Genomic DNA, 12,868 nt, shown 5'->3' on the forward strand with positions numbered 1-12,868 from the left:
CGAAAGTCGGTGCTCGGATCCGGGGCCTACCTGCCCCGCTGCCAAGGCCTGGTGCGGGGACCGGCGCGTGGTGTGCACGGCCGCTCGCTCACTGTGACTCGTGACACAGCTGTTTCGTGCCACGATCGAGGTCATGGACAACGCGGTGATGCGGCAGACGGTTCGAGACCGGTGGGCACGGGACGCGCTGGCGAGCCTGTCCGGATTCGTGGAGATCCCGGCACTCTCGCCCGCATTCGACGCCGACTGGGCCGCGGCCGGCCGGCTGCACGCCGCCGTCGACCACGTGCGCCGGTATCTCGCCGACCGCCCGATCGCCGGAGCGAGCACCGATGTCGTCGAGCTGCCGGGCCGCACGCCGGTGCTGCTGCTCGACGTACCCGCGCGGGACGCGACCACCGACGAGACCGTCGTCGTCTACGGCCACCTGGACAAGCAGCCCGCGGCCGGGGCGTGGTCGCCGGGGCTCGGGCCGTGGACGCCGGTGGTCAAGGACGAGCGGCTCTACGGCCGCGGCGCGGGCGACGACGGCTACGCCGGGTACGCCGCCGCGACCGCGCTGGAAGCCCTGCACGCCGCGGGCGGCAGGCACGCGCGCACGGTGGTGCTGCTGGAGACCGGTGAGGAGTCGGGAAGCCCGGACCTCGACGCCTACCTGAGTCACCTCGGCCCGCGGCTCGGCAAAGTCGGACTCGTCGTCTGCCTGGACACCTCCGGCGCCGACTACGAGCGGCTGTGGCTGGCGACGTCGCTGCGCGGCATCGCCTTCCTCGACGTGACCGTCCGGGTGCTCACCGCCGGGGTCCACTCCGGGCACGCCAGCGGCCTCGTGCCCAGTAGTTTCCGGATCCTGCGCGAACTGCTCGATCGCATCGAGGACCCGCGCAGCGGCCGGTTCAAACTGCCCGAGCTCACCGTGGCGGTGCCTCCCGACCGGCTCGCCGAGGTGCGCGTGGCGGCCGCCGAGGGGTTCCTGACGCCGCAGTTGCCGCTGGTCGAGGGCATGCGGTACGCCACGGACGACATCGTGGAGCTGACCCTGGCCAACACCTGGCGCACGACGCTCTCCGTCACCGGCGCCGACGGGCTGCCGCCGCTGCTCGACGCGGGCAACGTGCTGCGCCCCTACACGAGCCTGAAGCTGAGCTTCCGGCTGCCGCCCACCGTCGATGCCGGCGCGGCGCTGCGTGCCGTCGAGAAGACACTCACCACCGACGTCCCCTTCGGCGCGCAGGTGGAGATCGCCCGCGCCGAGGCCGCCGACGGCTGGAACTCACCGCCGCGTGCGGCGTGGCTGGAGTCCACATTGGACGCCGTCAGCGCCGACGTGTTCGGCAAGCCGTGGCGGGCCCTCGGACTCGGTGGCACGATCCCGTTCCTCGGCATGTTCGGGCGCGCGTATCCCGACGCGCAGTTCGTCGTCACGGGGCCGCGGGGCCCGGGCAACAACGCCCATGTCCCCGACGAGTGGCTGCACCTGGAACAGACCGAGCGGGTCACCGAGGCCGTCGCCCGAATCCTGCACGCACACGCCACGGCCGGACGGGCCGGGGAAGGAGACTGATGGAGACCAAGCTCTGGCACCCCTTCGCCAACATGGCGGAGGTCAAGGAGCACCCGTTCGTCGTGGACCGGGCCGAGGGCGTCTGGGTGTACGACCGCGACGGCAAGCGCTACCTCGACGGCACGGCCGGGCTCTGGTACTGCAACGTCGGACACGGGCGGAGCGAGATCGTCGAGGCGGTCGCCGGGCAGATGCGCAAGCTCGACACCTACTTCACCTTCCACGACTACAGCAACGAACCCGCCGAGCGGCTCGCCGCCCGGCTGTCCGCGCTGGCGCCGATGGACGACGCGAAGATCTTCTTCACCTCCGGAGGTGGCGAGTCCATCGACACGGCCGCCAAACTCGCCCGGCTGTACTGGGCGCGGCGCGGCGAGCCCGAGCGCGTGCACATCCTCAGCAGGCGCGGTTCCTATCACGGCACCAACGGATTCGGCACCGGCATCGCGGGCATCGAGGCCAACCGGGACGGCTTCGGCCCGGTGCTCGCCGACGCCACGCGCGTCGACCGCGACGACCCCGAGGACCTGCGCGCCGCGATCGAGCGCATCGGTGCCGGGAAGGTCGCCGCGTTCTTCGCCGAGCCGGTGCAGGGCGCGGGCGGAGCGTGGGCGCCGCGACCCGGCTACCTGGAGGCCGTCGCCGACATCTGCGCCGAGACCGGTGTGCTGTTCGTGGCGGACTCGGTGATCGGCGGGTTCGGCAGGCTCGGCGACTGGTTCGGGGTCGAGCGGTGGGGCCTGCGCCCGGACCTCATCACCTTCGCCAAGGGCGTCACGAGCGGGTACCTGCCGCTGGGCGGCGTCGCCGTGTCGGCGCGAGTGGCGGATGTGTTCTGGCAGGCGCCGGGCCATGCGTTCCCGCACGGTCCGACGTACTCCGGTCACCCGAGCGTCGCCGCGGCCGCGCTGGCCAACCTCGACATCCTGGAACGCGAGGAGCTGCCGGCGCGCTCGCGCCAGATGGAGAAGCTGCTGCACGAGGCTCTGCTCGCGGTGGGCGAGCACGCGGCCGTCACCGAGGTGCGCGGCGGCACCGGGCTGCTCGGCGCTGTCCGGCTCGCCCCGGAGGCGCTGCCGGACAAGAGCGTCATCCACCGCGTCGCGCGCTCCGTGCGCGAGCATGGGCTCATCGTGCGCGTGCTCGGCGGCGACTCGCTGGTCGTCTCGCCGCCGCTGACGATCACCGACGAGGAGCTCGACTTCCTCCGCGCGAGTATGACGGCGGGCATCGAGGCCGCCCTGTCCTGACGCGACCCGGGAAGGGACGCCGACCCGAGCGTGGTGTCCCTTCCCGGAAGCCGTCAGGAGTCGGCCTTCTGGAACTGGAACTTCCTGGCCGCGTCGGAGGTGACGCCGTACTTCAGCGTCGACAGGCCGAACGGCTTGCTCGGGTCCACGCTGAACAGCGTCGTCGACCGCGGCGGGTTGCGCGTGGCCGCCGGGCCGTAGGTGTAGTCGCCGCCGACGCCGTCGAAGGAGAGCGTGCCGATCTCCTGGCTCGCCTTCAGGACGCCGTCGCGCGAGAGGTCACCGTTCTCGACCGCCTTCTCCAGCACGGCCGTCATCGCCCGCGCCTGGTTGTAGCCGAACACGAAGTAGTAGTCCGGCTGCTGTTGCGGCGCGAACCGCTGCACCCGCGCCAGCATGTCCCGCATGCCGGGCACCGACCGGTCTCCCCACTCCGTGCCCTCGGCGGCGACCGTGACGTAGCGCTGCATGTACGGGGCCACGGCCGACTTGGTCAACGCGCCCACGAAGCTCGGCGACTGCGCGTACCACCGCGGCGTGAACTGGGCCTGCGCCGCGGTGCCCCAGATCTTGCCCGCGTCCGTGGGCGTGGCCGTCAGGAACACCATGTCGCAGCGGGCACCCGCCAGCGCCCCGATCTGCCCGGCGTAGTTCTCGGTGCCCACCTTGAATTTCTGGCTGTTGACGACCTGGAAGCCCATCTCCCGCGCGGCGAACTCGACACCTTCCTGGCCCGCCTCGCCGTACACGTCGTCCTGCACCATCGTGCAGATCCGCGAGTTGCGGTTGCCGCCGCCCTCGGTGAGGTAGTGGTGCATCGAGTTGATCGCCTGGATCTGGTAGGGCGCCCCGACCGGCAGGAGGTTCTCCTCCCGCACCCAGATCGCGTCGAGCGAGGCCGGGGCGGCGATCATCCGGTCCGACTTCAGCAGCGGCAGGATCGCCAGCGTCGGCGCGGTGCCGAGCACCTGGGTGAGGGCGACGACGTCACCCTTGATCTTGTTGTACTGCTGGACGGTGAGGTCGGGCTGATACTGCGTGTCCTCCTGGACGAGTTCCACTTTGTACCTGCCCGCGATGCCGCCCCGGGAATTGATGTGGTCGAACCACACCTGGTTGCCCTCGGTCAGCGGCTGGCCGATCACGGCGATCGGACCGGACAGCGGACTCAGCACACCGAGCCGGATCGTCGACCCGTCGAACCCGGCCGTGGTGGCGGGCCGGCCCGCCTGCCCGCCGCCCGACTGCTCCTCGTCCCCGGCTCCACCGCACGCGACCACCAGCAGTGCCGTGGCCGCGAGCACCATCGCCGCTTTCCCTCGTTTCCACTGCATGACGCCTCCAAGGGGTCAGTAGGAGAACGGCCAGGCCTTGAAGTAGGCCTTGATCCGCAACCAGATGCCGGCCAGCCCCCGTGGCTCGAACACCAGGAACAACACGATGAGCAGGCCGAAGAGGGCCTGATTGAGCGTGAACACGCTGATGAAACCCTCGCCGCCCACGCTGGCCTGCACGCCGGGAATGGCGTCGCTGTACCGGTCGATCAACGCGGGCAGCGCACCGACGAAGATGGCGCCGAGCACGGCGCCGAAGATCGTGCCGAGCCCGCCGACGATCACGATCGCGATGTACTGAATGGACAGCAGCAGGTTCCACTCGTCGGGGCTCACGAACTGCTGGTAGGAGCCGAAGAGCGCACCGGCCGTCGCGGCGATGGCGCTGGAGAGCATGAACGCGCCGATCTTGTACCGGCCCGCTCGCACGCCGATCACCTCGGCGGCCTGGTCGCGGTCGCGCACCGCCTGCAGCGCCCGGCCCGGCCGCGTGCGCACGAGGTTCTTCGCCAGCAGCGCCACCAGTGCGACGAGTGCCCACACGAGCCAGAACCAGCCCTGGTTGCGCGAGTAGCTCTCGCCGAACAGGTTCAGCGCGCCGAAGTCCACCGGCCCGATGGCCGCGCCCGCCGTGACCGGGGTGCCGGAGTTGCCGCCGGTGAGGCCGGTGAGGTTGCGCCACAGGTGCTCGCCGATGAACACGAGCCCGAGGGTGACGATCGCGAGGTAGTGCCCGCGCAGCCGCAGCGCGAACGGCCCGATCAGCCCGCCGAGCACCGCGCCGATGGCAGCCGCCGCGAGCAGCCACACTACCAGCGGCAGGCCGATCTCGCCGCCGATCCGTGCGGCGACGTAGGCACCCGCGCCGATGAAGAACGCGTGCCCGAGGGAAATCTGTCCACAGTAGCCGGTGAGCAGGTTGAGCCCGATCGCACCGATTGCGGTGATCCCGACGTAGATCAGCACCGAGAGCCAGAAGTCGTCCTGCACCACCGTGGGCAGCACGAGGAACCCGACGACGAGGATGCCCAGGCCGACGCGCGAGGCCGGGCTGCCGAACAGCCGGAGCTCGTCGGCGTAGCCGCGGGTGACGTTGCGGTATGCGCCCATCAGACCCGCCTCACTTCCTTGGTGCCCAGCAACCCGTAGGGACGGATCAGGAGGATGACGATCATGAGCACGTACGGCACGATCACCGACACGTTGTCGCCCGCCCACGGGAACAGCTGATCCTGGTAGCCGCGCGTCAACGCCTCGGCGAGGCCGATGAGCAGCCCGCCGAGCACCGCACCGGCGGGCGAGTCCATGCCGCCGAGGATCATCGCCGGGAACGCCGCGAGCGCGATGCCGCCGATCGACGGGGTCAGCCCGCCGGGCCCGGCCGCCATGAGGATGCCGGCCAGCGCCGCGAGCGCCGCCGCGATCGCCCACGACGTCGCGTACACGCGCCGGGCGCTGATTCCCTGCGCCAGGGCGGCTTCCGGGTCGAACGCGGTGACCCGCATCGCCAGGCCCAGCGAGGAGTACCGGAAGAACACGAAGAACGCGGCGACGACCGCCGCGGTGAGCCCGATCGTCCACAGGTCCCGGACACCGAAGACGATCCCGCCCGCCTCCACGGTGCGGATGTTCCACGGGTTGCTGACCTGCTTGTGGTCGAAGCCCCAGATCGCCGTGACGGCGGGCTCCAGGATGAACAGCAGCCCGATGGTGATCATGATGACCGCGAACGGCGGCTGCCCCACCATGCGCCGCAACACGATCCGCTCGAACATCGCGCCCACCAGCGCCGCCGACGCGCAGCACAGCACCACCGCGACCGCGAACGCGACGGCGAGATTGTTGGAGAACGTGTAGCCGAGGTAGGCACCGAGCATCAGCAGGCCACCCTGCGCGAAGTTGATGACGCCCGTGGACTTGAAGATCACCACGAACCCCAGCGCCACCAGCGCGTAGGTGGAGCCGAGCGCCAGCCCGGCGAAGCAGTTCTGCAGGAACTCGGTCATGTCGCCGCCTCGGCGGGAGGGAGTGCCTCGGCGGGGTTGGTCGCCGCCTCGGCGGGAGGGAGTGCCTCGGTGGGGTTGGTCGCCGCCTCGGCGGGAGGGAGTGCCTCGGCGGTCATCGATACATCGCCTCGATCTCGGCGCCGAAGCGCTGCTCGATGGCCTTGCGCTTCACCTTCTGCGTCGCCGTCAGCTCGCCGCCCTCGTGGTCGAGCTCCTTGCCGATCAGCGTGAAGCGCTTGATCCGCTCCACATTCGCCAGCTTGGCGTTGGCGTCGTCGACCACGCCCTCGACGAGCTCGTGCACCTCCGGCTTGGCCGACAGGTCCGCGTAGGTGGTGTAGGGGAGATCGCGCCTGCGCGCCCAGTCGCCGACGGTGTCGTACTCGATGCCGATCAGCGCCGTGAGGTACTTGCGCCGGTCGCCGATCACCATGGCTTCCCGGATGTAGGGCGAGACCTTGAGCAGGTTCTCGATCTCCGACGGCGAGACGTTCTTGCCGCCGGCGGTGATGATGATGTCCTTCTTGCGGTCGGTGATGTGCAGGAAGCCGTCCTCGTCGAGCTCGCCGACGTCGCCGGTGTGCAGCCAGCCGTCGGGTTCGATCGTCGCGGCGGTGGCGGCCGGATCGTCCAGGTAGCCGAGGAAGACGCCGGGTGAGCGGGTGAGGATCTCGCCGTCGTCGGCGATCCGCACCTCCACACCGGGCAGCGGCTTGCCGACCGCGCCGAGCCGCACGTCGTCCTCGGGCGTGAGCGTGCACACCGCGGTGTTCTCGGTCTGCCCGTAGCCCTCGCGCACGGTGACCCCGATGGCCCACAGGTACTCCAGCACCTGCGGGGCGATCGGCGCCGCTCCCGACAGGGCGACGCGCACCCGCACCAGTCCGAGCTTCTCCCGCAGCGCCCGGAACACCAGCAGCTCGCACAGCGCCAGCACGATCCGGTCGCCCGTTGTCGTGCGCCCGCGCTGCCTGCGTGGCGCGATCCGCCTGCCCTGCCGCAGACAGAACCGGTACAGCACGCGCTTGAGCCGTGACGCGTCCGCCATCTTCAGCTCGACGCCCGCGAGCATCTTCTCCCACACGCGGGGCACGCCGAGGAACACCGTCGGCTGGATGTCGCGCATGTCGTGGGCGAACGACTCCCCGCCCTCGCCGAAGTTCACCACCGAGCCCGCCCATACGGAGTCGATCACCGACGTCAGCCGCTCGGCGATGTGGCACAGCGGCAGGTAGCTCAGCACCTCGTCCTTGGCCGAGCCACCGAGCGCGCCGACGAACGTGCTCGCCGACGCCACGAGGTTGGCGTGCGAGAGCATTGCGCCCTTCGGCGGCCCCGTCGTGCCGGAGGTGTAGACGACGATCGCGGGCGCGGCCGGGTCCAGCTCGGCGACCGAGGCGGCGAAGGCGCCGAGCGGGTCGCCGCTGTCGCCTCCCCGGCGCTCCAGGGCCTCGAACGTCAGCAGATCGTTCCGGCTCACTCCGCGCGGGTCGATGACGACGATGTGCCGCAGCTCCGGCAGCTCGTCGCGGACGGCGAGCGCCTTGTCCAGCTGCTCCTCGTCCTCGGCGATGAGCACCTGCGCGCGCGAGTGGCCGAGCAGGTAGGCCACCTCCGCGGCGGGGGAGGTCGGGTAGATGCCGACGCACTGCGCGCCCAGCCCCTGCACCGCGAGGTCGGCGATCACCCACTCCGGCCGGTTCTCCGCGTGGATGGCGACGCGGCTACCGGGCTCCACGCCGAGCGCGCGCAGCCCGGCCGCCACACAGGCCACGCGGCGGGCGTAGTCGGCCCATGTCCACTCGCGCCAGTAGCCGCGGTACTTCTCCCGCATGGCGACGGCGGCGCCGCGTTCCCGGGCGTTGTCGAGCAGCTTGCCCGGCAGCGTCGGGCCGGTGTGCCTGCGTGCCGTGGAATCCTGGCGCCGGCCGGCCACGAGATCGGAGGTCATCGGGCACCTCCCAGGTAGGCCTCGACCACCTGCGGGTCGTCCTGGATCTCGCTGGGCTTGCCGGTGGCGATGGCGACCCCGAAGTCCAGCGCCAGCACCCGGTCGGCGAGGTCCATCACGAGGCTCATGTCGTGCTCGACGAGGATCATCGCCAGCCCCAGCTCGCGCCGGACCTCCAGCAGGTAGCGCGCGGTGTCCTCGGTCTCCTCGAGGTTCATGCCGGCCACCGGCTCGTCGAGCAGCAGCAGGCGCGGCTCCATCGCGAGTGCGCGGCCCAGCTCCGCGCGTTTCGCGACGCCGTAGGGCAGCATTCCGGCGGGCATCTTGCGATACGGCTCCAGCTCGAGCAGCTCGATGATCTCCTCGACCGCCGCGCGGTGCGTGATCTCCTCGCGCTTGGCCCGGCCCCACCAGAACATGCCGGCGAAGAACCCGGTGCGCATCAGGTGGTGTCTGCCGAGCATGAGGTTCTCCACGAGCGTCAGATGCCCGAACAGGCCGAGGTTCTGGAACGTGCGCGCCACGCCCATCGCGGCCACGGCGGCCGGAGGCCTGCCCAGCAAGGACCTGCCGTCCAGCGTGATGCTGCCCTGCTGGGGCCGGTAGACGCCGTTGAGGCAGTTGAAGATCGACGTCTTGCCCGCGCCGTTCGGCCCGATGACGGCGAACAGCTCGCCGCGGTCGACGTCGAAGCTCACGCTGTCCAGCGCGGTCACGCCGCCGAAACGCAAGGTCAGGTCCCGCACGGAGAGCAGGGAGTTCACGCGCTCCATCGCTTCTTCCTCCGGTAGCTCTTCACCTCGGCGAACGAGCGGCGCTCCCCGGGACCCGCGCCGAGATAGAACTCGCGGATGTCGGAGTCGGCGAGCAGCTCGGCCGCGCGACCGTCCTTGACGACCTTTCCGGTCTCCAGCACGTAGCCGGAGTGCGCGATCGACAGGGCCATCACGGCGTTCTGCTCGACGAGCAGAACGCTGGTGCCCTGGTGGTTGATGGTGGCGATGATGTCGCGCACCTGCTCCACGAGCTTGGGCGCGAGCCCGAGCGACGGCTCGTCCAGCAGGAGCAGCCTTGGCCTGGCCATGAGCGCCCTGCCGATGGCGAGCATCTGCTGTTCGCCACCGGAGAGGTAACCCGCGATCGACTTCCGGCGCTGCGCGAGCACGGGGAACAGGTCGAGCACGCGGGCGTAGGACTCGCGGACCTCGGTGCGCGAGCCGCGTGTGAAGGCGCCCGCGCGCAGGTTCTCGTCGACGGTGATCTCGGCGAAGATCCGTCTGCCTTCCATGACCTGCGCGATGCCCTTGCGCACCACCTCGGCCGGGTCGGCGCCGGTGATGTCCTCGCCGTCGAGCCGCACCGTGCCCTTGGTGATCTTGCCGCGGTGCGGGACCAGCAGTCCGGTGACAGCGCGCAGCAGGGTCGTCTTGCCCGCGCCGTTGGCACCGAGCAGCGCGACGACGGACCCGGAGGGCACCTCGAGGCTCAGCCCACGCAGGACGAGCACGACGTCGTCATAGACGACCTCGAGGTTGCTCACGGACAACATTGGCCGCACGATCCACCCCTCCCGCGCGAATGTGATGTGGATCACTACGGGTAGGGACGCTATGCGTGACCGGAACGCGACACAACGGGCGGAGCCGAACTGTGACCTTTCGCCCGGTGGCAGGATGGAACGGTGGAACAGTTGACCGTGAGTGACACAGTCCGTGGGTTGTGGACGAACGACGTCCTGCCCAGCCTCTCCGGCCTGGTGGAGATTCCCGCCCTCTCGCCCGCTTTCGACAAGGACTGGGCGCGGTCGGGACAGCTGGACGCGGCCGTGGACCACGTCCGCGAGTGGATGAGCGCCCGCCGGATCCCGGGCGCGACCGTGGACGTCGTGCGCCTCGAAGGCCGCAGTCCGGTGCTGTTGCTCGACGTCCCGGCCACCCCGGGCGCCGAGGACAAGGGCACCGTGCTGCTGTATGGCCACCTCGACAAGCAGCCCCCCGTGGGCGGCTGGTCCGACGGGCTCGGGCCGTGGAAGCCGGTGATCGAGGACGGCAAGCTCTACGGTCGCGGTTCCGCCGACGACGGGTACGCGGGGTACGCGGCCACGGCGGCGCTCGAGGCCGTCCGCGCGGCGGGCGGCGCGCACGCGCGGGCCGTGGTGCTGCTGGAAACCGGCGAGGAGTCCGGTAGCCCCGACCTGCCGGCCTACCTGGAACACCTCACCGAGCGGCTCGGCCGCGTGACGTTCGTGGTGTGCCTCGATTCCGGCGGCAACGACTACGAGCGGCTCTGGCTCACGACATCGCTGCGGGGGCTCGCGCAGGTGCACCTCACCGTGCGGGTGCTCGACTCGGCGCAGCACTCCGGCCTGGCGAGCGGTGTGGTGCCGAGCTCGTTCCGCATCCTCCGGCAGCTGCTCGACCGGGTCGAGAACGCCGAGACCGGCGAGATCAGGTTGCCCGAGTGCAACGTCGAGATCCCCGCCAACCGCATCGGCGAGGCCAGGGCGACTGCCGAGGTCGCGCCCGGTGCGGTGCGTAAGTCGTTCCCGCTGCACGGATCGACCCGCCCGGTCGCGGACGACGAGCTGGAGCTGTTGCTGAACAACAGCTGGCGGCCGACGTTGTCGGTGATCGGCGCCGAGGGCATGCCGCTGCCCGCCGACGCCGGGAACGTGCTGCGTGACCACACCACGCTCGCCCTGAGCTTTCGCTTGCCGCCCACGGCCGACTCCGCCGCCGCGCTCGCCGCCATCGAGAAGGCGCTCACCACGGATGTGCCCTACGGCGCGACCGTCGAGCTCACCGGCACCGAGGCCGCCGGCGGCTGGAACGCCCCCGAGGCGGCTCCGTGGCTCGCGGAGGCCCTGGAGCAGGTCAGCCGCGACGTCTTCGGCAACCCGTGGCGCAGCGTCGGCCTCGGCGGCTCGATCCCGTTCATGGGCCTGCTCGGTGAGAAGTACCCGGAGGCCCAGTTCCTCGTCACCGGCGCGCTCGGCCCCGACTCCAACGCCCACGTGCCCGACGAGTGGCTCCACCTCGGACAGGCCCAGCGTGTGACCGAGGCAGTGGCCCGGATCCTGGACGCCCACGCCCGCGGGTGAGCATGGGCCCGTAGGCGGCGCGCGTTTGGTGCGCTTCGGGTGGCCGAGGCGGTGTGGGTGGCCGGGTGGCGCGGGGCGGCCGGTGGCCGGGTAGGGGTGGACGGTGGACGGCCGCGTGTGTGCCGTTCCGGTAGCCGTGTCTGCGGTTTGTGTCGCCGTGTCGGCCGTTCCGGTAGCTGTGTCGGGCGTTTGTGTCGTCGTGTTGGTCGTTCCGGTGGTCGTGTCGGCCATTCGCGTTGCCGTCGTTGGCCGTTGGGTCGCCTCGCCGGCGGTAGGAGTCGGCGCCTCGCCTGTTCTCGGGCGTAGTGTTGCTTTTCCTCGTCTTATGTTCGTGCCTGCCGCGGATTGCGGTTACCGGGTTGATTGGGTGGTTGGGTTTCAAGCATGCCTTCGGCGCGCCGTGGGAAACTGCCGCTCCACGCATCACCATGCATTGTCTGGTGGTTAGCGGCAGTTCCCCACGGAACGGGTTTCGTGGTCACGTTCCGTTGTTTGCGGCTTCACTCATATGATTCGGTATTTCCCGGTAGAATTGTGGGCATGGGGGAAAGTTCTATCGAGCGCCTGGTCGAGCTGGAGCGCGAGATCGCTCGGCTGCAGGCGTTGCAGGCGCGGGCTTTGGCGGAGTATTCGGCGTCGCGGGATGATGCTGCCGATGTGGCGTCGGAAGTGGCGCTGGGGTTGGCGGTTTCGGAGAATTCTGCCCGGATCAACGTAGGGTTGGCGCGGGATTTGGTGACCCGGTTGCCGGAAACGTTGGATGCATTGTCGCGGGGTGACATTGATTTGTACAAGGCGTCGAAGGTCTCGGAGCCGACCTCGGTGTTGTCCGATGACATGGCGCGCGAGGTGGATGCGGCGGTGGCTGGGCGCTTGGCCGGGCGGGATCCGTCGTCGATTCGGCGGATGGTCAGCCGGACCGTGCACAAGGTCGACCCGGAGGGTGCCGCGGCGCGGGCGGAGGCGCGGCGGCGGGAACGGCGGGTGGAGTTGCGGCACGGCGATGATGCGATGGCCACGCTGACCGCCGACCTCCCGGCCGAGGTGGCCTCGGCCGCGGATGCGCGCATCGATCGGTGTGCCCGCGCGCTGCGCAACGCCGGTGACCAGCGGACCATGGATCAGCTGCGGGCGGACGTGTTCGCCGATCTCCTGCTCAGCCGGACTCCGGGTGGTGGCTCATCGAGGGTGGAGATCTTCGTGTACATCGACCTCGCCTCGCTGGTTGGCCTGTCGACCAACCCGGCCGAGCTCGCGGGGCACGGACCGCTGCCCGCCTCCATCGCGCGGGCGATCGCGTTCGACCCGAACTCGACCTGGCGGCGGATCATCACCGACTCCCACACCGGGCCCCTGTCGATGTCGGCCGCACCCGCTACCGGCCGCCCGCCGTCACCGCCGACCACGTCACGATCCGGGACCGGGAGTGCCGGTTCCCGACCTGCCACCGCCCTGCGCACTACAGCGACCTCGACCACGTCGTCCCGTACCAGCGTGGCGGTGAGACCAGCACGGCCAACCTGATCGGCCTGTGCCGACGCCACCACCGCACCAAACACACCCCCGGCTGGCACTTCCACCTCACCGACACCGGAAGCCGGCACATCACCACCCCGACCGGCCACACCTACCGATCGCCGCAACCCCCGCCGTAGCGGCGACA

11 protein-coding genes are annotated in these 12,868 nt (G+C 70.5%); 5 read left to right on the forward strand and 6 right to left on the reverse strand.

Translation table 11 applies throughout. The features are described 5' to 3' along the window. Positions 1 to 133: 133 nt before the first annotated feature. Together ACFSZT_RS04325 and ACFSZT_RS04330 are read left to right on the forward strand one after the other, a co-directional pair. Complete coding sequence (locus tag ACFSZT_RS04325; RefSeq protein WP_377396332.1) at positions 134 to 1,564, forward strand: M20/M25/M40 family metallo-hydrolase; 1,431 nt, start codon at positions 134 to 136, stop codon at positions 1,562 to 1,564. After that, the gene (locus ACFSZT_RS04330; RefSeq protein WP_377395821.1) at positions 1,564 to 2,814 is read left to right on the forward strand and encodes an aminotransferase family protein; all 1,251 of its coding nucleotides are present in this window, start codon (positions 1,564 to 1,566) and stop codon (positions 2,812 to 2,814) included. The genes ACFSZT_RS04325 and ACFSZT_RS04330 overlap by 1 nt, the downstream gene beginning before the upstream one ends. Before the next feature lie 53 nt (positions 2,815 to 2,867). Here the strand turns inward: ACFSZT_RS04330 and ACFSZT_RS04335 are convergent, their stop codons facing one another. The 6 genes from ACFSZT_RS04335 to ACFSZT_RS04360 form a co-directional block, all read right to left on the reverse strand. Further along, positions 2,868 to 4,148: an ABC transporter substrate-binding protein gene (locus tag ACFSZT_RS04335; RefSeq protein ID WP_377395824.1), complete on the reverse strand. Its 1,281-nt coding sequence runs from the start codon at positions 4,146 to 4,148 to the stop codon at positions 2,868 to 2,870. A gap of 15 nt (positions 4,149 to 4,163) precedes the next feature. Next, positions 4,164 to 5,258: a branched-chain amino acid ABC transporter permease gene (locus tag ACFSZT_RS04340; protein ID WP_377395827.1), complete on the reverse strand. Its 1,095-nt coding sequence runs from the start codon at positions 5,256 to 5,258 to the stop codon at positions 4,164 to 4,166. After that, positions 5,258 to 6,154: a branched-chain amino acid ABC transporter permease gene (locus ACFSZT_RS04345; RefSeq protein ID WP_377395830.1), complete on the reverse strand. Its 897-nt coding sequence runs from the start codon at positions 6,152 to 6,154 to the stop codon at positions 5,258 to 5,260. Before ACFSZT_RS04345 ends, ACFSZT_RS04340 begins: the two co-directional genes overlap by 1 nt. 112 nt (positions 6,155 to 6,266) lie before the next feature. After that, a complete protein-coding gene (locus tag ACFSZT_RS04350; protein WP_377395833.1) occupies positions 6,267 to 8,105 on the reverse strand; it encodes an AMP-dependent synthetase/ligase in 1,839 nt (612 codons plus the stop codon). Continuing rightward, positions 8,102 to 8,878 carry an ABC transporter ATP-binding protein gene (locus ACFSZT_RS04355; protein WP_377395836.1) on the reverse strand — a complete coding sequence of 259 codons (777 nt, stop codon included), beginning with the start codon at positions 8,876 to 8,878 and terminating at the stop codon, positions 8,102 to 8,104. Before ACFSZT_RS04355 ends, ACFSZT_RS04350 begins: the two co-directional genes overlap by 4 nt. Continuing rightward, on the reverse strand, positions 8,866 to 9,654 hold the full coding sequence (locus tag ACFSZT_RS04360) for an ABC transporter ATP-binding protein (RefSeq protein ID WP_377395839.1): 789 nt from the start codon (positions 9,652 to 9,654) through the stop codon (positions 8,866 to 8,868). The genes ACFSZT_RS04355 and ACFSZT_RS04360 overlap by 13 nt, the downstream gene beginning before the upstream one ends. 147 nt (positions 9,655 to 9,801) lie before the next feature. On the opposite strand from ACFSZT_RS04360, the gene ACFSZT_RS04365 reads away from it, so the two are divergent. The 3 genes from ACFSZT_RS04365 (at position 9,802) to ACFSZT_RS04375 (ending at position 12,860) form a co-directional block, all read left to right on the forward strand. Continuing rightward, positions 9,802 to 11,205 carry a M20/M25/M40 family metallo-hydrolase gene (locus ACFSZT_RS04365; RefSeq protein WP_377395842.1) on the forward strand — a complete coding sequence of 468 codons (1,404 nt, stop codon included), beginning with the start codon at positions 9,802 to 9,804 and terminating at the stop codon, positions 11,203 to 11,205. 540 nt (positions 11,206 to 11,745) lie between these two features. Then, positions 11,746 to 12,729 carry a DUF222 domain-containing protein gene (locus tag ACFSZT_RS04370; protein WP_377395844.1) on the forward strand — a complete coding sequence of 328 codons (984 nt, stop codon included), beginning with the start codon at positions 11,746 to 11,748 and terminating at the stop codon, positions 12,727 to 12,729. Then, positions 12,618 to 12,860, forward strand: a complete 243-nt coding sequence (locus ACFSZT_RS04375; RefSeq protein WP_377396335.1) for an HNH endonuclease signature motif containing protein — start codon at positions 12,618 to 12,620, stop codon at positions 12,858 to 12,860. Before ACFSZT_RS04370 ends, ACFSZT_RS04375 begins: the two co-directional genes overlap by 112 nt. The last annotated feature ends 8 nt before the right edge of the window (positions 12,861 to 12,868 follow it).

It is taken from the genome of Prauserella oleivorans (assembly GCF_042685745.1).
Lineage (GTDB): Bacteria > Actinomycetota > Actinomycetes > Mycobacteriales > Pseudonocardiaceae > Prauserella_A > Prauserella_A oleivorans.

What these genes read in the sequence shown, in the direction of transcription:
- ACFSZT_RS04370 (WP_377395844.1), top strand. Translation starts at nt 11,746, where the DNA reads ATGGGGGAAAGTTCTATCGAGCGCCTGGTCGAGCTGGAGCGCGAGATC.
- ACFSZT_RS04330 (WP_377395821.1), top strand. Translation starts at nt 1,564, where the DNA reads ATGGAGACCAAGCTCTGGCACCCCTTCGCCAACATGGCGGAGGTCAAG.
- ACFSZT_RS04350 (WP_377395833.1), bottom strand. Translation starts at nt 8,105, where the DNA reads ATGACCTCCGATCTCGTGGCCGGCCGGCGCCAGGATTCCACGGCACGC.
- ACFSZT_RS04360 (WP_377395839.1), bottom strand. Translation starts at nt 9,654, where the DNA reads ATGTTGTCCGTGAGCAACCTCGAGGTCGTCTATGACGACGTCGTGCTC.
- ACFSZT_RS04325 (WP_377396332.1), top strand. Translation starts at nt 134, where the DNA reads ATGGACAACGCGGTGATGCGGCAGACGGTTCGAGACCGGTGGGCACGG.
- ACFSZT_RS04340 (WP_377395827.1), bottom strand. Translation starts at nt 5,258, where the DNA reads ATGGGCGCATACCGCAACGTCACCCGCGGCTACGCCGACGAGCTCCGG.
- ACFSZT_RS04335 (WP_377395824.1), bottom strand. Translation starts at nt 4,148, where the DNA reads ATGCAGTGGAAACGAGGGAAAGCGGCGATGGTGCTCGCGGCCACGGCA.
- ACFSZT_RS04355 (WP_377395836.1), bottom strand. Translation starts at nt 8,878, where the DNA reads ATGGAGCGCGTGAACTCCCTGCTCTCCGTGCGGGACCTGACCTTGCGT.
- ACFSZT_RS04345 (WP_377395830.1), bottom strand. Translation starts at nt 6,154, where the DNA reads ATGACCGAGTTCCTGCAGAACTGCTTCGCCGGGCTGGCGCTCGGCTCC.